Here is a 23,681-nt window from a genome sequence, read left to right on the forward strand (position 1 = left end):
TAAAGGAGGACATTATGAAATATTGTAAAAAGTATATTGTTGTTTTAGTGCTATGTCTAACTGTGTTATCTGGATGTAGCTTGCCAGGTTTAAAAAATAGTAGTTCAGATGATGAGGTTAGAATTACATCTCTAGGAACAAGTGAATCTCAAATTATTTCACATATGTTAAGACTACTCATTGAACATGATACAAATGGAAAGATTAAACCCACTTTAATCAATAACTTAGGGTCTAGTGTAATTCAACACAATGCTATTACGAGTGGTCAAGCTAATATGTCAGGTACGCGATATACAGGTACGGATTTAACTGGTGCATTAGGCGAAGATCCAATTAAAGATCCTGATAGAGCAATGAAAGTGACACAAAAAGGATTTGAAGAAAAGTTTAATCAGACTTTCTTTAATTCATATGGTTTTGAAAATACATATGCACTAATGGTAACAAAAGAAACAGCACAAAAATATAATTTAGAAACAGTTTCAGATTTAAAGAAACATGCTAAAGATTTAAGAGTAGGAATGGATAGTTCATGGCAAAATCGTAAGGGTGATGGATACCCTGGATTTAAACAAGAATACGGTATCCATTTTGGTACTGTTAGACCAATGCAAATTGGTTTAGTATACGACGCATTACATTCAGGTAACTTAGATGTCGCTGTAGGCTACTCAACTGATGGTCGTATCGCGGCATATGATTTAAAAGTACTGAAAGATGACAAGCAGTTCTTTCCACCTTATGATGCTAGTCCTTTAGCAACAGATAAACTATTAAAAGAAAAACCACAATTAAAACCAATTATTGAAAAATTAGAAGGTAAGATTTCAACTGAACAGATGCAAGAATTAAATTATCAAGCAGATGGAAAAGGTAAAGAGCCAGCAACAGTAGCAGAAGATTTCTTGAAAAAACATGATTATTTTGAAAATGATGCAAAACAGAAAGGCGGTCGAAATTAATGAATGGTAATTTATTTGAACAACTTATTTCTTACTATCAAACAAATTCAGGCTACCTTTTTGAATTGTTTATTAATCATTTCCTAATGTCAGTGTATGGTGTATTATTTGCGTCAATTATAGGTATTCCTTTAGGCATCATTATTGCACGATTTGGAAAATTATCAGGCGTTATCATTACTTTAGCGAATATCATACAGACTGTTCCTGTCATTGCGATGTTAGCGATGCTTATGTTAGTAATAGGATTAGGCATCAATACGGTTATTTTTACAGTATTCTTGTATGCTTTACTTCCAATTATAAAAAATACTTATACCGGTATTAAAGAAGTAGATATTAATATTAAAGATGCTGGAAAAGGAATGGGAATGACACGTAATCAAGTCTTACGTATGATTGAGTTACCACTTTCTTTATCAGTAATTATTGGTGGCATACGTATTGCACTCGTAGTTGCAATAGGTGTTGTTGCTGTTGGTTCGTTCATTGGAGCGCCTTCACTTGGTGATGTCGTTATTCGTGGTACGAATGCTACTGATGGTACACTATTTATCTTGGCTGGTGCATTACCAATTGTTGTGATAGTAGTTCTTATAGATATTGTTTTACGTCTAGTAGAGAAAAAATTAGATCCAGCTACACAAACGAATAATTAATAAAGTATTTAAGGAGTAGATAATATGGCTTTAATCCAGATGAATTACTTATCAAAAACACTTGGAATGCATCAATCTTTAAATATTATTTTACCTGAAGATGACAGTTACTTTGATTCATCGAACGAGACAAAAAAACTTAAAACAATGTTGTTATTTCATGGACTATCTAGCGACACTCACTCGTATATGAGATATACAAGTATAGAACGATATGCTAATGAATATCAATTAGCGATTATAATGCCTAATGCAGATCACAGTTTTTATACGAATATGGCTTTCGGACACAGTTATTATGATTACATTTTAGAAGTTTACAATTATGTACACCAGATTTTACCGTTGTCTAGAAAAAGAGAAGATAATTTTATTGCAGGGCATTCAATGGGAGGATATGGAACAATTAAATTTGCACTAACACAAAGTCAATTGTTCTCTAAAGCTGCTCCTTTATCTGCCGCATTCGACGTTTCCATGCTTAAAAATTACAAATGGTATGATTTTTCACCAGAATCTATAGTCGGAACGAATAAAGAAATAGTTGGTAGTAATTTTGATCCTTATTATCTTGTTGATAAAGCTATAGAGAAAAATATTGATTTGCCAGAGTTATTAATTATGTGTGGTACAGAAGATGAACTTTATAAAGGTAACTTAGATTTTATTAACTATTTAGATAAAAAAAATGTACAGTATGACTTTATAAAGAGCCCAGGAAAACATGATTATGCATTTTGGGATAAAGCTATTGAGAAAGTAATTAAAATATTTACAAATAATATATAAAATAATAAGACCATTAGTCTAACAATTTTGACTAGTGGTCTTATTATTTTATTCTTATATAGAAAGATTTAATATTGATTATTCATTTACAAGTTAATTTAAAAATCAATATATATTATTTAAGGCAATAGCAACAATTGAGTTTTATTAAAAAGATATATTGTTACTAAACAAATAATTCAATGATTTTATAGAATATATGCAACTAATAAAGAAATTGATAAATAAATTATTACAAATATAAATGAGGAGAGAAGATATAAAAATTTTATTATAGATATAAAAATTTTATTATTAAAAAGAAATTATGAAATAATTGTTCATATCTTCCGAAGATTTTGCAATTTTAATGCTTTTTTTCATACTTAGTAAGTCATGTGAATTTGAAGTATAGATAAAAGTGTGATTTTGCTTCTTTTATATTATGTTGATAGCAACTCTATTAGTCATCTTTTCTAATCTTCTTTTGTTTCTAATTTTTCTATACGAGACAAAGGAGTATCAAACATTACTATAGCTTTAATAGCGATTTTGATTAATCCAAAGCCTTATTAATAGATACTTTTTTATTTATTTATACGAAGCTTAATCATTAGTTAAACCTACTACTTGCTTAATATTCTTAGCTCTTTTTTTTAGTTTTTTTAAATCAGATTCAATATCGTCCACTAAACTATTTAAACTTGTTATCATGGTAGAATAGCCTCGAAACACAGTAATGCCATTTTCTACAGTTGGGTTACTATTGGGTCTGTAAGGCATTATATTATGTGTGTATTCATCTCTATATCTCATAGTACGTATAGGAACATCTTTATTAAGGATATTGCCGATTTGTCTATGTGTGTCGTTATTTGAAGCTATCAAATTTTCTACTAAATTTCGTTTAAAACCTATATCTTTTTTTACTTCATAATGTGAAGTATATTCTTGAGCTAATGAATATAATAAATCATTTAATGTATGTAGAAAATGTAAAGTAATATTATGAAAATAAAAAACCCAATAATAGTTTCTTTTTTCTTCGTTAACAGTTTCAATTAAACTTATTGAATATTTTAAACTTACAAAAGAATTACAGAAATATTCACAGGTATCGTGTATAGAATTAATAGTAGAAACTATATTTGAGCCTAATCTATCCAACCCATTAATTAAATCATTAAATTTAGAAAAGTCGAATATATCTATTTCTTTAAGTAGCTGATTGTATTCATATTCAAAATAATTTTCATCAATAAAAAATGGTTTCATTGATTTTAGTTCCTTTCATTCTTGAGTATAATTATTTTAATATATTTTGGGCAATAGGTAAAAGCTTACAAAAAAATAAAAGAGGTAAAGTGAATGAAGTGGTATAAAAATGAACAATTATTGAATTACGCGAAAAAAGCTGATGAGGCTGTAGATAAAAAGGATGCAAATTCATTATATGAAATTAGTGAGAAATTGGAAAAATTATCAACTGATTATGTTGAATCTAAGATGATGTATACTTATTATTTGTACATTAGTTTTACTAGTTTAAATAATTATATTGATATAAAAGGTAATAACAAAGAAACCGTAGAATGGGAAAAATTAATTGAAAAAAGCTTGTTTTTAGCTAGAACTGCGATTAATTCAATGAACGAATATTTAAAAGATACTGAAATTGATGAGATAGAATACATATATTTAAATGATATATATAATAGTGTAAAAACTAATTATTGTAATCTACTTATTTCTATAGGAAAATATTCATCTGCAATATTTGAAATGAGAAAATTAGCAACTTCTCAGTTTGGTATGGCAATTGGAAATTTAGGGACAGAAATTTTTGATTATGCTTGTTTTGATTATACAGATAATAAAGAGCCTCTTTATAAATATGCTTATCAATTGCTAGATACGGCTTTAACTTATGAGGATAGTATAGTACACCCTAATGCAAAAGCTTTTTATCAAAGTAAAATTGATATTCTCGATGAAATCGATAATTTTAATCCCTATGATACAGAGTACAATGTGGAATCTATATTAAAAAAAGATAGATTAGATGATTATAACTTTACAAATAATATTACTAATGAAGACTACTGGGATTGGGTGGCAGAAAATAGTTTAGCATTGAACACAATAAATGATATAGATTATATGGCTAAAAATAATCAAGACACTCTTCATTTGCCAAACATATTAACGTCAATTAATGATCATTCATCATTTTATGGGATTTTTAATCAAATTAAACAAGAGTATTGTTCTGCCAGATATATACTTTATGAAGGGATGTATAATAACAAGAATCATTTTTCAGATGAAAATGTATATTTAGTAAATACAATTGACTATCCTAAATATGGTTTAAATATAGAAAAAGTAAAGGCAGCATATAGAAGTGCTTATGCATTGTTTGATAGAATTGGATATTTTTTAAATGAATATTTCGAATTAGGATTGAAAGATTATGAAGTCTCTTTTAAAAGAATTTGGCAAAGTGCTAATAATAAAATATATGAGGTATCTGAAAATAATATTGCCTTGAAAGGCATGTATTGGACGTATAAAGATTTATTCGCTAAAACTAAATCAAAGAATTTGGATTGTATAGATAAAAAGTTAAGACGTACTTATACGATAAGAAATATAATGGAACATAGGTATTTAAAGGTATTAGATAGTAATTTTATAGATCAAGCCACTAGTGATTATGATAACTTAGCATATACTATTACATCAGATGAATTAAATGAGTTAGGGATTAATTTAATTAGAATATGTAGAGAATTAATTATATTATTATGCTTTACAGTAAATATAAATGAAAATAATATAAATAAAGATGAAAAAGATAAATTTGTAACTATGGCGCTCCGCGAATTTAGTGACGAATGGAAAATTTAAAACAAAGTAGATTTATAAGCTAGCGATAAAATCAAGTCGCTAGTTTTTTTAGTTCAAAAATTAAAAGGTTAAATTTAACCATTGACAATTAATAGGTAGCAATATATAATAAGGTTAACATTAACCCAAGGAGGAAATTATATTGGATTTATTAAAACAAGTTAACACATTAAGGGGTTCAATGACATTAGAAGAATTACAGGAATTAGTAATTAAAAAAATTAGCAAACAAGAAATTGACAATGAGTTTAATGATAATTCGACTAAAGAAATAATCAAACAATTAGAAAATAAGACAGTTCAAGAATTACAAAGTATCTATTATGACTTGCAAACTATGAACCGTCATTCAGTATCAACATATACTGAGTCTATCGAATCACTATCTTTAGAGATTTTCAAAACTTATAGTAATCAAAATTCACTATTAGATTTAGGTTCGGGAACAGGACATATGCTATGGAGAGCGAGTAAGGAAGGTCATTTTAAATACTTAAGGGGGGAAGAAATTAATCATAACGTAGCTGAAATTAGCGAACAGCTTCTATCTCAAACAGAAACGAATATAGAAATTAAAAAAATTGATTCTACTTTAAATTTTGGAAGCAATGATAAATTTGAATGTATTTATTCAGATGCATTATTTTTAAATGCAGATAATAAACGTTTAAAACAAATTGAAGATTCCGCTTCTAACAGTTATCTAAAGACAAGAAGTAAATTCTCTGAATGGATATTTACAAATCGTATTTTAAATAATTTAGAGGATAAGGGTGTAGGAACTATTGTAGTAAGAAACGCTGCTACATTTACTGAAATGGCTAAAGATATTCGTAAAGAGTTAATAGAGAAAAATTTAATAAAAGCAGTTATTCAACTTCCTTCGAACTTGATTACTAATACGGCTATACCTACAACTTTATTAATTTTGCAAAAAGATAATAACGATAAGATTACATTTATTGATGCTTCAGAAATTTATACTCAAAAGGGCAGAATGCAGAATACTTTTGAGGATGAAAATATTACAACTATTATGAAAGCGCTAGAAGAAGAGACTGATATTTCTGTAAAAGTGAATAAACAAGAAGTCAAAGATAATGACTATAATTTATCTCCTATTCGTTATCTAGTTAATATTGAAGATCGTCTTGTAAATCCTACCGATTTAACTAACATCGTAGAAACGATTCGTGGAAAAGATGTTTCTAAAAAAAGATTAGATGAGGAAGAAAGTAAAGATAAAGCAGGTTACTTACTAAATTTATCTGATGTAAAAGATTATAAAATTGATATCCCTAAACAACAAATTAGTCAAGATATACTCGATGAATATGAGAGATATCTATTAAAACCTAAGGATATTGTATTAAGTACAAGAAGTTCGGATTTAAAAATAGCTATTGTTACCGAAAGTTTAGCTAAAGATAATCTAATTATTTCTTCTAATTTTAATATTTTAAGAATTAAAGACGATAAAGTGAGTCCTTACTATTTATTTGCATTTTTAACAAGTGAAATAGGTATTGAACAGTTAAAACAACTAATGACGGGAACTGTGATTAATGTTATTTCACAAAAATCCTTGCAAGAATATAAGGTGTCTATATTAGATGAAGAAACACAAGAAGACATCGCCTTTAAAATGGAAGAAGAGTTAATCGAATATTACAGTTATTTGAAAAAAATCAAAAGCTTCAAAGAAAAGTTACCACAATTTTTTAAGGAAAACGGAGGGGAATAAGATTGGGTAAATTAAGTATCGAAGAACTAAATGATTTTTTAGAAGAATTATTCGATAGATTAAAACAAGAAGCAAGGCTATATAATCAACAAAGCGAATTTGATACTTTCTTAGAACGTTATCAATTTGAAAAAAGTGATAGTACACAAGGACATCTTTATAGTGACAATGCTAAAATTCTCATTCTAGGGGTGAGAAACGGTGGATTAAAATCAAAAGATATTAGTGGCATATTCAAGAAAGCTAGATTGAAAGATAGATATGAAATTGTCGAATATGACGATTTAACAAATTTTGATATCTCTACATTAGAAAATTCGACCCAATATACAGATGTTTTTATTGGTGCTGTCCCTCATAAAATGAGAGGGATAGGAGACACCAATAACCCAGTTCAAACCCTCATAGATGGATCGGAAACAATATATCCTAAAATCCATAAACTAATGACAGGTTCAGAACTAAAAATAACTAAAAAGAATCTAACAGATGCAATTGTTCAATCAATATTAATTAACAATGAAATGTGAATTCAATATATTTAAGGTAGTGGTTAATATTGAAACTTTAATGATACAATAATTTTTGATATACAGATGTAAATACTATAAAAGAATTTAAGGAGAAAAAACATGGCAAAAAAAAATAAAAATAACGAGTCTCTAGAGAATATATTATTTAATATTAGAAATATACTTAGAAGTTCGGGTAAAACTGACGATAAACGTGATGCGATTATTGGCTTGATTTTCATAAAATTCGCTTCTGATAAATTTGAAAAACAACGAAAAAAAATTGAAAAGGAATATGGAAATGATATTGCATTTTTAGAAGATAAATCTTTTTATTTGGCCGACAATATTTTTTATTTAGAACCACATACTCGTTGGGATTACATAGTGAAAAATGCCAATAAAGATGATATTGCAGTTATAATAGATACTGCTATGGCAGATATTGAAAAAGATAATAAAACTTTAGAAGGTGCTTTACCACTAAATCTTTATTCTGAATTTAATTTATCTGTAAACACTTTTAAGCAACTTATTGACCAAATTAGTAAGATTTCAGAGAATAATTTTAAAGAAGAAGATTTAATTGGACGTGTTTATGAATATTTCTTACAAAGCTTCGCCCTTTCAGCTACAAAAGAAGAAGGAGAATTTTACACTCCTGTTTCTGCCGTGAAATTAATAACTGAATTAATTGAACCATATAGCGGACGCGTTTACGATCCAGCCTGTGGTTCAGGTGGTATGTTTGTTCAATCGATGAAATTTATTCAACGTCATAATGGAAATAAATCAGCAGTATCAATAATTGGTCAGGAGAAGAACCCAGATACACGTCGTCTTGCTAAAATGAATTTAGCTATAAGAGGAATATCATACGATTTAGGAGAAGCAAATGTAGGAGAAAGTTCAAGTTTTACTCATGATGAGCATAAAGATATTAAAGTTGATTATATTATGGCTAATCCTCCTTTTAATCTTAAAGATTGGCGTTATAAAAATGAATTGTTAGATGATCCAAGATGGCAAGGTTATGGGGTGCCTCCTGAAAAAAATGCTAACTATGCTTGGATATTGCATATATTATCAAAATTAGATGTCACTAACGGAATAGCTGGGTTTTTATTAGCTAATGGTGCATTAAGTTCAGATTTAGAAATTGGAATACGATCCAAATTAATAGAAAATGATAAAATAGAATCGATAATAGTTCTTCCAAGAGATATGTTTTACACTACAGATATATCTGTAACTCTATGGATTGTAAATAATAATAAAAAAGCAAGTGTAAATGGTGAACGACATTTAAGAAACCGTGAAAATGAAGTATTATTTATTGATTTACGAAGTTGGGACGAAAATGTTAAACAGTATGCAATTGAAAAAGGAACAAAAAAGAAGAAAACTATTTTCACAGATGAACAGATTTTTGATATAAAAAAAATATATCATTCATGGCAAGAAGGTGTTGGATATGAGGATGTACCAGAACTTTGTAAATCCGTTGATACTGAGGAAATTCGTAATAAAAATTATTCATTAGTTCCTAGTAAATATATTGAATTTATTGATCACGATTTAGAAATAAATTATGAAGAAGAAATGTTACGAATTCAAAAACAAGTAAGAAAAGTACTTAAAGAAGAAAAAGAAACGCAAAATACTCTAGAGGAGGCATTTAAAGACATTGGTTACGAAATATAGAATAGGAGATTTTATTGAACAATGTAATGAAAGAAACTATGATGAAAAGTATACGGTTAGGGATGTTAAAGGGCTTTCTGTCGAAAAAAAATTTATAAAAACTAAAGCTAAAATGAAAGGTGTATCATTAAAACCTTATAAGTTAGTAAATCCAGATGAATTCGCTTATGTAACTGTAACTTCTCGTAATAGTAATAAGATAACTATTGCACATAATGATAGTAAAGATACTTACATAGTATCTTCCTCTTATATTGTATTTAAGATTAAAGATACCAATAGATTAGACTCTGAATATTTGTATATGTATTTTAACCGCCCTGAATTTGATCGTTTTGCTCGTTTTAATTCATGGGGGTCGGCTCGGGAAACTTTTTCGTGGGAAGATTTATGTGAGGTAGAACTTATCCTTCCACCGTTAGAAATTCAAAAAAAGTTTGTCAGGGTGTATAAATCTTTAATAAATAACCAAAAAGTATATGAAAAAGGGTTAGAAGATTTGAAACTGGTTTGCGATGCCACTATTGAAAAACTACGTCGAGAAATTCCAAGTGAGACTATTGGCCCTTATATTGATAAAATAAATAAAAAAAATATAGATGGTAAAATCACGCTGGTTAGAGGTGTAAACTCTTCTGGACAATTAATGCCAACAAAAGCTAAGATGGCAGGTATAAATTTAACAAATTACAAAATAGCAGAGGTAGAAAATATTGTTTATAATCCATCGAGAATAAATCTTGGATCAGTGACTTTAGTGGATGAAAGATGTATAGTTTCTCCGATGTATGAAGTATTTAAAGTAAACAGTAATAAAATCTTACCTCAATATATTATGATGTGGTTAAGTAGAAAAGAAACCCAAAGATATACTTTATTTAATGCATTAGGTTCAGTTAGAGATACATTTGATTTTAAATTAATGAAAGAGCTAGAGATTCCTATTCCTGACATTGAGACACAAAGATCTATTGTAAATATTTATAAAGTCTATTTTAAACGTAAAAAGCTAAATGAACATTTACAAAATAATATAAAAAATATATGCTCTATTTTAATAAAAGGATCTGTTAAGGAGATGAGGGAGTATGCAGAAGTTTGATGAAAAAACTTTAGAAGAAGCTATAATTGAAATGTTTTTAGATAATAACTATGAATATCTAAAGGGAAGTGAAGTTAATCGAGAAACAGATGAAATTTTATTAATTGACGATATAACTAATTTTCTAAAGTATAGCTACCCACATCTTAATGATATAGAAAGAGAAAGAGTTATTAATAAAATTAAGGTAGTAACGTCCTCTTCTTTATATCAATCAAATAAAAACTTATTTTCTATATTAAACGAAGGGTTTAATTTAAAAAGAGAAGATGCTTCAAAAACTTCAATTCATATTAATTATATAGATTTTGAGAATCCTAAGAATAATATATTTAAAATAGTTAATCAATATACGATAACTGATAATCAAGATCGTCGTCCAGATGTAATAATTTTTATAAATGGTATACCGATTTCGATATTTGAGTTTAAATCAGCTATAGAAGAAAATGTGACAATTTATAATGCCTGGGAACAAATTCATTTAAGGTATAATCGAGATATACCTAACTTAATGAGATATTGTTTTTTATCTGTAATAAGTGATGGAGCTAATACAAGAATGGGAACTATATTCACCCCTTATGAATATTATTATTCTTGGAATAAAGCAGATGAAAAAGAAAAAGTTAAAAATGGTGTTTCATCGCTAAAAACTTTAATAGATGGGGCTTTTTCGAAAGAAAGAATAATCGCCATATTAAGAGATTTTATTTACTATTCGGATTCAAATGAAAATGAAAAAGTAATTGTTTCCAGATATCCACAGTTTTTTGGAGCAAAAAAAGTATTTGAAAACATTAAGCTTCATTTAAAACCCAAAGGAGATGGCAAAGGCGGAACTTATTTTGGAGCTACAGGTTCAGGAAAAACAAATACAATGTTGTTTTTATCAAGATTATTATTAACCCACGATAGAGATATATTCAATGCTCCTACAATAATTATTTTAGTTGATAGAGAAGATTTAGCCAATCAGACAAGTGAACTTTTCGAAAACTCTAAAAAATATTTAAAAGAAAATAACGTAAAAACTATAGATAGTCGTGCGCATTTAAGAGAAGAACTAACAAATAATAAATCTGGTGGTATATATATATGTACAATTCAAAAATTTGAGGAAGAGACAGGTTTATTGTCTATCAGAAATAATATTATTTGTCTTTCTGATGAGGCTCATAGAACACAAACTAACATAGGTAGTACATTAAAAAAAAGTGAAAAAGGAATTGAAAATTCTTATGGGTTTGGATATTATTTAAGAAATGCTTTCCCTAATGCTACATATGTTGGTTTTACAGGAACGCCTATTGATGATACTATCCATGTTTTTGGAGATATTATAGAACAATATACAATGAAAGAATCTACTGACGATGGTATAACTGTAGGTATATCTTATGAGCCAAGACTAGCGAGAGTTATTATTTCTGATGAGCAATCGACAAAAATTGATAGTTATTATCAAAAGATAATTGAAGAAGGAGTAAATATAGAGCAAGCTGAAAAAAGTAAACGTGCTATGTCGAATATGCATCAAATCCTAATACATCCAGAACGCGTAAAAAAAATCGCTGAAGATATAAATATCCATTATTCAAAATTAGTAGAAGAAAAACCTGAAATTGTACAAAAAGCTATGATTGTGACTAGTAGCAGAGAACATGCATATAAAATTTATCAAGAACTGAAAAGAATTCGACCAGATTGGTTTTTACCAAAAAAAACAAGTAAAAGTAATTTATCTAAATTAGAGCTTGAAAAGTTAGTAAAATTGCCTAAAGTTAATCTTATTGCAACGCGTAATGTTAATGATTCAAAGGAAATGTATGATTTAATAGGTGATAAAAGATATAAAAAACTTCTTGAAAAACAGTTTAAAAATATAAATTCAAATTTTCAAATTGCTATTGTAGTAGATATGTGGATTACTGGGTTTGATGTTCCTAGTTTAGCAGTTATGTATAATGATAAACCTTTAAAACAACATACTTTGATTCAAACAATTTCAAGGGTAAATAGAGTTTTTAAGGGAAAAGAAAAAGGAATTGTAGTTGATTACATTGGTATCCGTGAAGCAATGCTAGAAGCTCTGAAAAAATACAATAATTTTCAAGAAAATACAATTAATGACATAGATGTAACATTACGGTTATTTAAAAATCAGTTATCCATCTTAGATTCATTGTTTAATACATTTGATTCTTCTAAATTTTTTGATGGAAAACCGTATGAAAGGTTAATGACATTAAATTTTGGATGTGAATATATTCAAAAAACTCAAGAATTAGAAAATAGATTTATGCAAGAATCATTTAAAATGAAAAAAGCATTTGAAATTGCTCGTCCGTCTGGAAAGCTTAGTAATAATAATATAGAAAAAGCACAATTCTATTTAGCTATTAGATCTATTCTTTATAAACAAGTCAAAGATAACGTTCCTGACGCAGAAATAATGAATAAGAAAGTACAAGAAATGGTTTATAAAGCAATATCAGCGTTAAAAGTAGAAAACATATTTAATGCTGGATCGGATGAACTATTTAGCCAAGCGAATCAAAATGAATTACTAAATTTGCCTATGCCAAACACTAAATATAAAGTTTTAATGAAAATCTTGAAAAAGCAAATTAAAGCTTATAGTAAAATAAATAAATTAAAAGCAATTGAATTTTCTGATCGCTTAAAAAAAGTAGCAGATAAATATAATAATCGAAATAAAAAAAATGAATCGTCTGCTACAGAATTTGAAAGTATTGATGAATTATCTAATCAAATTATAAATATTATGGATGACTTAAAAAATGAAGCAAATACCTTTAGAAGTTTGGGAATTTCAAATGAAGAAAAAACTTTTTATGATATTTTAGTTAAAGTAAGAGATAACCATAATGTTGAATATTTGGATGAAAGTAGTATATCTCTTGCAAAAAAAATAAAAAAATTAACCGATGATATAATGAAAATTCCGGATTGGAATAGTCGCGACGACATAAAAAATAGTCTAAAAAGAGATATGAAGATATTGCTACATCACAATGAGTTCCCTATACAGTATAATGATGAAATATTTATATCAGTGTTAGAACAAATTAATAACTCCGATAAATAAAAAAAGCATCCCTCACTGCTAAGTGAGGGATGCTCTAGTTTTGTAAAAAGTAATGTATATTTCATTTTGTTAAATAATGATTAATGATATCTTGAAAATCATTGTTAAGCACCGTTGTTATAGAGTCATCATTCATAAAATCGTTATAAATCTTATTAAGAATTTCTTCATCTTCGATAGCTGTGAAATGATGCACTAATCCTTTTACAATTGAAGTGTAATTATGTGATGCTAAACAACTGGCAACCGTTTGCCAGTCTGATTGTTTAGTTTCACGGTTCATAGATAGTCCTCCTTTATTTCAATGTCCATCTTTGTCTTGCTTTAGGGTTGAGTGGATGCATGATCTCATTCGTTGCTGGATTAATGAGCTTTTTTACTTTCTTTTTATGAGGTTTTAACATTTCCATCACTTGTTCAACACGTTTTTCGACACCAGGACGTTTAGCATAAGCACCATATGCTAGAATAACTTTTTCACTTTCAGATACTGCTTTCATAATATGAATATCTGTATGCTTATCATAGGGTTCTTTTATATGCTTAAGATTTTCAGGTGTTTTAATGTTCGAAAATAAATTAACAAGATAAACTGAACCATAATCGTTTTCAGATGATAATTGATTTAGAATTAGGACGGTCGTTAAATCAAGAGATAATATTCCATCTAAATGAGGATACATCGTTATCACTGTACAAGTTGGCAATTTTCTATCCCATGTTTTTTTAAGTAAATAACGATGTTGTTCATCGTCACTGAAGATAGCTTTAGTTTCTATAATACTTGTAATTGCATTCATCATACTCGTGGCTCCTTTTAGTATTCTTCTGGTAAAAGCATCACATAATAAAAAGTGTCTATATCATCTTCTCGGATGACGTAGACTTTCTTAGGTACTGCATTTTGATTTTTTACATAGTTTGTATAGTGATGTTCCAATTTGTATGTGGGCTGTTCTTGTTCATGTGTAATTGAGAGTATATTCTCATCTTCTTGCAGTCTAAAAATGTGTAGGTAATCTGTATGATCTTGATTATCTTTTTCCTTTACCATGTTCCAAAGTAAGATTTGAAGATCTAGAGATAGTTGTTCACTAATACCTTTTGTGATGTATCGATTGATTTTCATATTATTTTACCTCATCTTGAATTTCTTTCATGATAACAATAGCTTGGCTAATAATCGTAACAGATATTTGTGCCACTTTGATCCAATTATTCATGGTCATTTCCTCCTTCTTTTAATAGATGACGTTCATCTATAAGCGTATTTTTAGTATCAGTGAGGTATAGAAAATCCATATCAAAATGATCTAAATAACCAATACTGATGAGTTGGTTGTTTGCGTACATCAGAAATGGATAGATACTTAATTCATGTAATTCATCGTTGTAGTAGGTATAAGTTTCAAGTGTAAGATAAGCAAGGGGCGAATTATCAACGAAACGAGCAGGAAGTATATTTTCTGCTGCTTCATCTAGTGTTTCACATTCCCATTCCTCTGTATTAGATAATCGGAATAAGTGAGTCATATATTGTTTGAGTTTTTGAGTCATTGTTTCCATCATATTACCTCCAAGATATTTATAATGTGATGTAGTTGATGAACTACATCATTGAGATAATATATATTTGAAAGGTGACTTGTTACGTTAGGAGTAGTGACAGAAGTGACGATAGTGATATAGAAAAAAATGGCTTATAGACTAAATTCGAGGAAGAATATTTCAGAAGATATTTGAGATAAAAAAGAAGACGAACAATTGAGTAATTGTTCGTCTGGATTAATATTATTTAATAAGGTTGCTACGATATCTTTGTTGAATTTAAAAGTAATGTAAAACTGCTTTTTATTACCTTTATCTGCTTCAATATAGATATGATCGATGACTAAGTGATAAATGTTTTTTAAAGAAGTTTTATCTGTGCTTTCTAGATTTTTAAATAAAACAGTAAAAATATCAATTACTGTATTTGTATCTATTTTTGGATGTTCCACTAGTTGTTTATGTTCTAGATGTGTAATACTGCTTTCTAATTCGCGTATTTGTTGAGTATATTTAAGTAACGCAGGCTGGATTGATTCGATAATGCTGCTATCTTGTTCAGTAGCTTCAATTAAGTTATCGTATTTAGATCGCAATTCTTCTATTTGGAATTGTTTATTAGCAATTTCATGTTTAATTTGGGTAGTATCTGGTGTTCTTTTTGAGTTAACAGCATTGACCACTTTTTGAATTAAATCAGGTTTACGAATCAAATTCTTGATATTTTGAAATACATAGTCTTCTATGAAGTCAGCACGAATATTTGGAGCTTCTTTACAATCAGAGCCTTTTTGTTTACGTGTTCGGCAGATATAGTAACGAAAACGGCGTTTACTTCCATCCTTAAGCGTATTTACAGTATTTGAAATGACGTAGTTCGCATTACAACTTTTACATTTTAACAAACCAGTAAGAAGGTTGTCTGTTTTGTTATTACCGCGTTTATAACATTTTCTTGCTTTATGTTGTGCTTGAACTTTATTCCATAGTTCTTGAGACACAATGGCTTCATGCTTGCCTTCAGTAATAATAGGTTTATCATTATACCCTTTACGACCTTTTTTCTTCCAGTCAACATATTGATTATAAACAACTAAGCCACGATATACTTTATTTTTAAGAATATAAGATATAGAATCTTTGGAATGTGGCTTATCTAATTTTGTGACTTCATGTTTGTCATTTAATGTTTTAGCAATTGCAGTGTAATTCATGCCCTGACTATACATTTGATATATCTCTTTTACAATTCTACTTTCATGTTGATTAATAATTAAGTTACCATCAATACGATCATAGCCATAAGGTGTTTGGCCACCAACGGATTTTCCTTCGTTAGCCTTATTAGAAGAAGCGAGACGAATATTATCTTTTAATATAGCACGCTCGTATTCACCAAGAGACCCCATGATATTCAGCATTAATTTATGCATATCACTGTCTATACCAAGGTGTTCACTTACTGAATAAAAAGATACATTGTTTTTTTCACATTCTTCAACAATTTGAAGTATGTCCTTCATACTTCGCCCAAGACGAGAAAGTTTCCACACGACTATTTTATCAAACTTATTCATTTTTAAATCTTTAAGCATTTGTTGTAAAGCAGGACGGTTATTCATTGCCGCACCACTTATCCCGTTATCTATATAAGGAGATGTCATTTCATAATCGTGTAGCGTACAATACTTTTCTACTTCAGCAAGTTGAGCGGCAATAGAATAATTATCAACCTGCTTTAAAGAACTTACTCTAGCATAAGCAGCTACTCTAGTTTTATTTGTGACTGTATTCATTTTATCAGATCCTTATTTGTTAATATTTTAATTATTTATCAAACTTTGAAAGTGGGAAGCGTATCAATATGTGAATAACAATTCAGTTGCGATAGTTCTAAACTTGGATAATCTGAAATGTAACCCCACACTATGATGGGGATATTAGCAACGATTCCATATTTTATATCATTAATTAAGTGATCTACAGCAGTGTAGGATTTAGTAACTTTAATATTTAAATTTTGACATTCTTCTTTTAACATATCGATATTGTCATTAGGCATTAATTGTCTTTCATCTATTTCGTTTTCATGAGCTAAAATAAGTACTTCACTTGGTTTTTGATACAACATTTATATCATCCTTTTCTTTTAATAGGTTAATTGGGTGGTCTTTTAGAAAGACACCTGTGATATTTTTATCTTGATCTACGGTTACTCGAGTAATCATTTCAGTTAGTTGGTCAAGATATAATGTATAATTATTTAAAATATTTTTTGTGATTTTGTAAACGTTTATATCAGAATTAGATTGTTGATAGTAGTTCATTTTATATTGCCAGATTTCCAACTCGTTGATTTTCATTTTATAGTCCTCAATGCTGATTTGTTTTTTAGACAATTCTTCAATAAGGGTATTTTTACTAAAATTAGGCTTACTTCGATGAATTTTAGTAGCCAATCTCTTTTGAACCATAGATTCTAAACATTGTAGTGTAGGCTTAGTTAGAATGTTATATTCAATAATGTCAATCGTTTGTTGATCTATCTCAGAGGCTACAAGATATCCCATATCACACTTTTTATAACCTACATTTTCATTCAGAGGACAAATGTAATACGTAATAGGATGTGTCATATGCTTTCTCTTCATACGTATAGGTGTCATTGTTGCGCCACAAATGCATTTGATTTTCTTACGAAGCAAAACCATAGGGTGTTGATGTTTTAATGTTTGTTTAGAAACGCGTATCGTTTCAGCTTGACGAAATATTGCCTCATCTATAATAGGTTTAAAAGTTCCTTTATATTCACCAAATTGATTGCGTATTAGGCCAGCATACTTTGCATTAGTAAGAATACGCTTAACCTGTTTAGGTGTTCTATCAAATAATTCGATATGGTTATTAAGTGCCTGGGATATTTTTTTATAACCCCAACCTTGTTGAATATAAGAATTAAAAACAAATTTAATTGTAGTAACCTTAGATGAATCGATATGAAAGGACTTATTCTTATATATATAACCAAATGGCGCGTTTGTACCTAATAATTGATGATTCTTAGCTTTCAATGCATTAGCTGAACGGACGTTCTCTGAGATAATTTTACTTTCTGTTTCTCCAAGAATTGCTAAAAATCTTATCTTGAAAGCTTGGGTTTTATCAGATAAATCAAACTGACCATCACATAACGAGGTAATTAAAACTTGGTGCGTTTCACATAATTCCTGGAATTCTAAAAAGTCATGATAATTTCGATTCAAACGATTGATACGAAAAACAATAATATGTTGGCATTCGTTGTTTCGTATCATTTCTAACATAGACTGATAGCCATCACGTGTATTAGTACGACCACTTTTTACATCGCTTAGAAATGTAACATCTTGAAGATGATGTTTATTTGTATAGGTTTGGATTGCTTTTATTTGAGACTTCACAGAATTTTCTATCTTCTTTTTATCTACAGATTGACGTGCATAACCAATAATCTTACCCATTGTAGGGCCTCCTTTCTAATATGATAATATACATTTAAACTTACATTTAATGAGCTCTAACTCCTGCTAAGAGAGTTAGAGCGGCAATTTTATTCAGATTGTTCATCGAGATACTCAATTATAATATCTGCTAACATATTTATGAGTTCTTCCACTTTTATCACCTTTCTTAGTTAGTCATTTTAACGTCACTATCATCACCATTGTCACTTTTGAACTTAATACCTTTAACGACTGTTTTACCAGAAGATTTAGTTTTAGTATAATTAATACCTAGTTTTTGCATTCCAACACTAAATTCACGCCAGAATGCAATAGGTGATAATAAATGAGTTACATTATAGTTATGCATCTCTGACCACGATTTGAAAGTGGCTATCAATTCGTTGCCCAATATATTACTATTATTAGAATTAATGTCTAAGCAATTTCTTATGAAGTCTGTCATAGGTGAAACTTCGTTAAAATATTTTTGCTTAATTGCATTCATACTTTTAGAAGGTGTAAATTGATAATCGTTTTGATTTAAGCGACGTAGCCCGTCTAAAGCCCAATTCAATATACCTGATAACTCTTTTTCAAGCTGCTGAGGTAAATTTTTATTTTGCGAATGTAATGGTATCGGTTTAGTCATAGGCAAGATTAGAAGTCTACGTTTCAATCCGCTGCTTTTATCTTTAATTACTGGCAAATCGTTTAATAGAAATGTCATTTTAGCAGAGATTACTGTTTCGATTTCTTTAAGTCCTTTGCGATTAACCGTTATCTTTTCACCAGCTGTAATAGCTTTAAGTTTATCTGTATTAAATTCAGTGTTTGATGATTCGGTAGCTAAATTAAGTTTTTTTTGCAATAAAGGCTCGAGTCCAAAACTATGATTGAAGTTGCTCAATGAAATGGCAGTCGTATTAGGTATACCAACAAGGTGTTCTAATAAACCAAATAATGTCGATTTACCTTCTCCTCCTTGACTGTATACTAACAAGAAAGCATTAGCTTTAAACTCATTGGAGAGTACATAGCCAAACCATTCTTGGACAAACGCAATATCATCTTTATCATCAAACCATTCACGTAAAGACTGTTGAAATACTGGAGCTTTAGCCTTTGAATTATATTTTACATGTGATTTGATGGTTGAAAGGTGTAGGGGCGATTTAGGTTCTATTTTTAATGTATTATAATTAAAAGCACCATTTTCTAAAGTGAGCGCTTTCTGATTGAACTCACTAGGTTCATAGACCATAATACGTCGTTTAATTTGGTCTAATAAAGCAGTTTCAAGGTTTTTCGACCAACTTGTCTCTAATGTGTGACAAAGTTCATAGATAAATCTTTGTAAGGGAAGATCGGTGATTTCCCATACGCCTTTTTCATAATTGTAAATCCTCACTTCATTTGGATCATCGGAAGTACTAATAATGTTAAAACAAGAATCAATGAAATTCGCTGTTATACCCTTTTTGATACGTATTTCACCCTTTTGCGTTTCGTAAGTCAGATCCTCTTTTAATACATTTTGAAGAGTGTGACCAAAATTATAACCTTTTTGTGATAACGCTATTTTCGAGAGTGATGGTACATTGTGACTTTTGTTTGCATGATACAAGTAAAATTGCTTGTTAAGGTTGTTTCGTAATATCCTTTTTTGATCTTGAGTATTTAGGCCTGATAAATGATAAATTGGAAAAGACGCAGTAGTAGCGTCTTCCAATTTATTAATTAAAGTGTCTTTATCTGGTTGTTGTTTGATAAACGGAGTAACAATGTTTAAATTTTCAGTTGACTTTACGTTAATCAAGTTAATCATCCTCCTCTGCATCAGCCCATGGATCAAAAGAATCCATCTGAGGTTGACTAGAAAGGGTTTGTTGATTATTAATATGCTCTTGAACCATTTGATTACTTCTATTTGAAGGAATATCAAATTGCCAATCATTTAATCCAGGAAAGTTGTTATTTTTAATAAAATAATTAGCTCTACCAGTTAAACCATTTAAATCTTCTGTGTTAACATCTTCTGTTCCAAGTGATGTACTTGCGGCAGTTAAAAATTGACCAAACTGAGACATTTGACGTTGATCGATAAATATTAAATATGGATTAATAGTACGTTCATTTTTGTTATCATCAATGATAGTCACATTTAAATTGAGAACATCTTTTATCTCCTCCGATTTAAGTATGACTTTATCATCCATTGCTTTATTTATTTTAAAATTTACTGTCCCTGTTTGTATTTCATTTATTAAGTTTCTTACGCTATAGTTAGCCATTTCATTTTTCCTCCATTTGTTTAAAATTTAAAATGTTTTTCAACGGAAAGTCGTTGTGATAACGATTGATTGTCTTTTCGAAACGTTGTTGTAAAAGCATTTGCCAATTTGAATAACTTGGGTTGACTTCAATCCATAGCTCATCATGAATGACATGAACGATATCTAAATCAAGTTTGTATGCTTCCAACATGAGTAACTTAATCGCGGTCGCGACTGATGATTGAAGTGCGAAGTTACGTTTAGTACTCTCTTTCATTTTGGCAAGTGGCATAACTCTTCCAAAGAAGGTTTGTACTTCATTTTGATTTGAGCATAAGGTTAAATACCGAATTGCTTCGGATATCTGTAACTCTAATTGCTTTAATACATGTTTTAAGTCTACAGAAGTAACGTGAAACCCTTTCTTTCTTAATTGTTCTATCAACGTGTTAGTACTTGCGCCATAAAGCCAAGCAAGTAAAAAGGTTTTACATGCATTACGTAAACATTCAGGTGATGCATTTAAGTTGTATGAATTAATCAAGTTACCAACGTAGCTGTATATATCCTGACCAGTATTAAAATGACCTAGTAAAAACGGATCGTTAGCATAGTATGCTAAAAATCGCAGCTCAGCTTGGTTAAGGTCTACAGACCATAATTCTTTGTGAGAACTGCTTGAAATAGCATACTTTCGCATAGACTTAGGTATAGAGGTTAATGGCATCTTCTTAGCAGTCATACGCCCACTATATGAAGAATAAAAATGCCATTCACCTTTAATTATGAAACTATCTCCCTGGTCCACTGATGCCCTAACAAATGGTTTAACCCATAACAATAAATACGATTTTACTTTTCCAGCTCTGGTATTACTCTGGTACTTTTCTTCATTTAACGTAGTGACTAAATCATCTAAGTCTAAACTCACATTAAATTGCTGATTTACGCGTTTGATTTCATTGTTTAGCCATTTTGAATCAATAGTTATACCATTTGTCTCAATAGCTGAAATGATAGGTTTTACCGCTATCTCTAATTCATAAAGCTGTTTGAAAACAAATGAAGCATCGAGTAATGAATTTAAATTAACCTTAACAACATTTAAATCAATATTTCTTGGTAGTAATAGTAAATGTAGGATGTTAATCTTCATTGTTTGCTTCCATCTCCTTATCAAATATCTTTATTAAATTAATTTGTGCTTGATTAGCACACTTTTATATTAGTAGTATTGGTTTAAATACACAGAATAAAAAAAGGTGGCGGTTTTTGTGAATAGAAATTTACTATCTTATGAAAATGTTTTAAATGAAGCAATTTCTATAATGCAAATTGATTTTATAAGTGATATACAACAAAAAGAGGAACTTTTTAAGAAATATAATGATATTTCAGAATATATATTTAATAGCTTAGTTATAAATAAGTTATTAAATAAATTAGATGAATTAGATGGTGTTTCTAAAATGAGTCGATTTGAATATCTAGAAAAAAGAGAGGAAGAATTCAATATCGATGCAGTTGATGATGATAATGAATTAAATAAATTTAATCGATATTTTACTCACTTAAACCTCAAGCAATTAACAGAAAGTATGAAAAGAGGAAAGAAATTAATGGAAGTCAGTCCTTTTAAGGCTATTTCAATAGTAAATGAGGAACAACTAGATTCATTAATGGCTATTAAATGGGGCATACCTGAGTTGTGTCATAATCAATTAATTGGTGAAGAAGAATTAATTGATTTGAATAGAATCCTCAAACGCGTCAATAGACATCTTGATGCTTCAGCAAAAAAATTAATTGAAAAGGGATATATTTATGAAATAGTGACAGATATAAAATACGATGATTTGTATAAACTTTGGGAATATTTCTATAAAGAGATTAAAGTTTACAAAACAACTAGAAATCAAATTAAAAGTATAATAAGTTTAGAGGGAGAATATAAATTAGCAATATTAAGTGAACTATTCACTTTAATTCGAGAGTATTACAATACTACTCGTTCGTTACGAATGTCAGCTAAAAAATATAAACAACAAGTTAATTTAATGATACAAATGTTTATGAATAACGTCATAATAGGAATTGACTTGCCACTTGTAAGCTTACAAATAATGAGAGGTATAGTAAAGAAAGCAAAGAGTATTAAGTGTAAAAAAAAGAAAATCCAATTTTTACAGCAGGCACCTTTAATGTTTAAACACGTCCCTGAGCAAATTTATTACTTTAAATATGTTATTAATATAGTATTTCCTGTTAAAGTTGACAAAGCTGAACAAGACAGATTAAATAATTTGTTCTTAGAATATTATAAGCAGTTAAAACCGTTTCGAAGTTATGATAAAGATTTTAAAGATAAAGATATTAAACAATTTTATGAAGCAATTAAACAATTAGTAATTTAAATTATTTTTGTTTTTTTAATTTTTAAAAAAACATATATTAAAAAAGTATTGATGAAAAAATAAATTTAAATATGATGTTTAGATATCGTATATGAGAAGATGGGTTGAAGAGTGTCGTTTGAAAACTACAATGATGCGGAGATGGATTGAAGTATGGTATTTAGAAACCGCAGTGATGAGGAGATGGATTGAAGTATGGTATTTAAAAACCGCACTGATGGGGAGAAGGATTTCATTGTGGCATTTGGTATGATCAGAAACTTGTAGGAGTTATTGGATTGCACTATTTAGATTTAGTTAATAAAAAAACTTCGATTGGTTATTATTTAGCTGAAGATTTCCAAAAGAAAGGCATCATGACTAGATGCACTAAAGCACTTATTCAATATGTATATGAAGAATATGATATTAATCGAATCGAAATACGAATGTCTACTAAAAATAAGAAAAGTAGAGCTATACCAATAAGACTTGGATTCACACAA

General features: G+C 29.1%; 21 protein-coding genes and 1 pseudogene. 11 read left to right on the forward strand and 11 right to left on the reverse strand.

Features of this window, described 5'->3' with window-relative positions; all coding sequences use genetic code 11:
- Positions 1–14: 14 nt before the first annotated feature.
- The 3 genes from HMPREF3046_RS09125 to HMPREF3046_RS09135 are packed head-to-tail and all read left to right on the forward strand — an operon-like array spanning position 15 to position 2,413.
- Positions 15–965, forward strand: coding sequence for an osmoprotectant ABC transporter substrate-binding protein (locus HMPREF3046_RS09125; RefSeq protein ID WP_070718917.1), 951 nt, complete (start codon positions 15–17; stop codon positions 963–965).
- Positions 965–1,624, forward strand: coding sequence for an ABC transporter permease (locus HMPREF3046_RS09130; protein ID WP_017175648.1), 660 nt, complete (start codon positions 965–967; stop codon positions 1,622–1,624). The genes HMPREF3046_RS09125 and HMPREF3046_RS09130 overlap by 1 nt, the downstream gene beginning before the upstream one ends.
- A gap of 24 nt (positions 1,625–1,648) precedes the next feature.
- Positions 1,649–2,413 (forward strand): alpha/beta hydrolase, encoded by a 765-nt coding sequence (locus HMPREF3046_RS09135; RefSeq protein WP_053023570.1) that lies wholly within the window; start codon positions 1,649–1,651, stop codon positions 2,411–2,413.
- 585 nt (positions 2,414–2,998) lie between these two features.
- Here the strand turns inward: HMPREF3046_RS09135 and HMPREF3046_RS09140 are convergent.
- Complete coding sequence (locus HMPREF3046_RS09140) at positions 2,999–3,667, reverse strand: hypothetical protein (RefSeq protein ID WP_070718920.1); 669 nt, start codon at positions 3,665–3,667, stop codon at positions 2,999–3,001.
- Positions 3,668–3,760: 93 nt separating this feature from the next.
- On the opposite strand from HMPREF3046_RS09140, the gene HMPREF3046_RS09145 reads away from it, so the two are divergent.
- From HMPREF3046_RS09145 to HMPREF3046_RS09170, 6 genes are all read left to right on the forward strand, one after another.
- Entirely contained in the window at positions 3,761–5,302 is a 1,542-nt protein-coding gene (locus HMPREF3046_RS09145) for an LA2681 family HEPN domain-containing protein (RefSeq protein WP_070718921.1), read from the forward strand.
- 142 nt (positions 5,303–5,444) lie between these two features.
- Positions 5,445–7,046 (forward strand): N-6 DNA methylase, encoded by a 1,602-nt coding sequence (locus tag HMPREF3046_RS09150; RefSeq protein ID WP_070718924.1) that lies wholly within the window; start codon positions 5,445–5,447, stop codon positions 7,044–7,046.
- Positions 7,047–7,048: 2 nt separating this feature from the next.
- On the forward strand, positions 7,049–7,576 hold the full coding sequence (locus tag HMPREF3046_RS09155; RefSeq protein ID WP_070718929.1) for a hypothetical protein: 528 nt from the start codon (positions 7,049–7,051) through the stop codon (positions 7,574–7,576).
- A gap of 102 nt (positions 7,577–7,678) precedes the next feature.
- On the forward strand, positions 7,679–9,262 hold the full coding sequence (locus tag HMPREF3046_RS09160) for a type I restriction-modification system subunit M (RefSeq protein ID WP_070718931.1): 1,584 nt from the start codon (positions 7,679–7,681) through the stop codon (positions 9,260–9,262).
- Positions 9,246–10,364 (forward strand): restriction endonuclease subunit S, encoded by a 1,119-nt coding sequence (locus tag HMPREF3046_RS09165; RefSeq protein ID WP_070718935.1) that lies wholly within the window; start codon positions 9,246–9,248, stop codon positions 10,362–10,364. The genes HMPREF3046_RS09160 and HMPREF3046_RS09165 overlap by 17 nt, the downstream gene beginning before the upstream one ends.
- A complete protein-coding gene (locus HMPREF3046_RS09170; protein ID WP_070718938.1) occupies positions 10,351–13,476 on the forward strand; it encodes a type I restriction endonuclease subunit R in 3,126 nt (1,041 codons plus the stop codon). Before HMPREF3046_RS09165 ends, HMPREF3046_RS09170 begins: the two co-directional genes overlap by 14 nt.
- Positions 13,477–13,537: 61 nt before the next feature.
- Here the strand turns inward: HMPREF3046_RS09170 and HMPREF3046_RS09175 are convergent, their stop codons facing one another.
- The 10 genes from HMPREF3046_RS09175 to HMPREF3046_RS09220 form a co-directional block, all read right to left on the reverse strand.
- Positions 13,538–13,759 (reverse strand): hypothetical protein, encoded by a 222-nt coding sequence (locus tag HMPREF3046_RS09175; protein ID WP_070718940.1) that lies wholly within the window; start codon positions 13,757–13,759, stop codon positions 13,538–13,540.
- 13 nt (positions 13,760–13,772) lie between these two features.
- The gene (locus HMPREF3046_RS09180; protein ID WP_070719037.1) at positions 13,773–14,276 is read right to left on the reverse strand and encodes a DUF1643 domain-containing protein; all 504 of its coding nucleotides are present in this window, start codon (positions 14,274–14,276) and stop codon (positions 13,773–13,775) included.
- A gap of 17 nt (positions 14,277–14,293) precedes the next feature.
- Positions 14,294–14,605: a DUF960 family protein gene (locus HMPREF3046_RS09185; RefSeq protein WP_070718947.1), complete on the reverse strand. Its 312-nt coding sequence runs from the start codon at positions 14,603–14,605 to the stop codon at positions 14,294–14,296.
- An 86-nt stretch (positions 14,606–14,691) separates the two neighbouring features.
- Positions 14,692–15,042, reverse strand: a complete 351-nt coding sequence (locus tag HMPREF3046_RS09190) for an SAUGI family uracil-DNA glycosylase inhibitor (RefSeq protein WP_070718949.1) — start codon at positions 15,040–15,042, stop codon at positions 14,692–14,694.
- Positions 15,043–15,176: 134 nt separating this feature from the next.
- Complete coding sequence (locus HMPREF3046_RS09195; RefSeq protein ID WP_070718952.1) at positions 15,177–16,820, reverse strand: recombinase family protein; 1,644 nt, start codon at positions 16,818–16,820, stop codon at positions 15,177–15,179.
- A 38-nt stretch (positions 16,821–16,858) separates the two neighbouring features.
- The gene (locus tag HMPREF3046_RS09200) at positions 16,859–17,155 is read right to left on the reverse strand and encodes a hypothetical protein (RefSeq protein WP_070718955.1); all 297 of its coding nucleotides are present in this window, start codon (positions 17,153–17,155) and stop codon (positions 16,859–16,861) included.
- Complete coding sequence (locus tag HMPREF3046_RS09205) at positions 17,133–18,524, reverse strand: recombinase family protein (protein WP_070718957.1); 1,392 nt, start codon at positions 18,522–18,524, stop codon at positions 17,133–17,135. The genes HMPREF3046_RS09200 and HMPREF3046_RS09205 overlap by 23 nt, the downstream gene beginning before the upstream one ends.
- 169 nt (positions 18,525–18,693) lie before the next feature.
- Positions 18,694–20,325: a DNA primase family protein gene (locus HMPREF3046_RS09210; RefSeq protein WP_070718960.1), complete on the reverse strand. Its 1,632-nt coding sequence runs from the start codon at positions 20,323–20,325 to the stop codon at positions 18,694–18,696.
- Between the two features lies 1 nt (position 20,326).
- Positions 20,327–20,800: a hypothetical protein gene (locus tag HMPREF3046_RS11390; RefSeq protein WP_070718963.1), complete on the reverse strand. Its 474-nt coding sequence runs from the start codon at positions 20,798–20,800 to the stop codon at positions 20,327–20,329.
- A 1-nt stretch (position 20,801) separates the two neighbouring features.
- Entirely contained in the window at positions 20,802–21,938 is a 1,137-nt protein-coding gene (locus tag HMPREF3046_RS09220) for a DNA polymerase (protein WP_070718966.1), read from the reverse strand.
- A 118-nt stretch (positions 21,939–22,056) separates the two neighbouring features.
- Here HMPREF3046_RS09220 and HMPREF3046_RS09225 point away from each other — a divergent pair, with 118 nt between their 5' ends.
- Positions 22,057–23,196: a hypothetical protein gene (locus HMPREF3046_RS09225; RefSeq protein ID WP_070718970.1), complete on the forward strand. Its 1,140-nt coding sequence runs from the start codon at positions 22,057–22,059 to the stop codon at positions 23,194–23,196.
- Between the two features lie 221 nt (positions 23,197–23,417).
- A pseudogene (locus tag HMPREF3046_RS09230) lies at positions 23,418–23,681 on the forward strand (GNAT family N-acetyltransferase); the annotation flags it as partial.

Origin of the sequence: Staphylococcus sp. HMSC070D05, assembly GCF_001815595.1 — a bacterium.
Taxonomy (GTDB): domain Bacteria; phylum Bacillota; class Bacilli; order Staphylococcales; family Staphylococcaceae; genus Staphylococcus; species Staphylococcus hominis.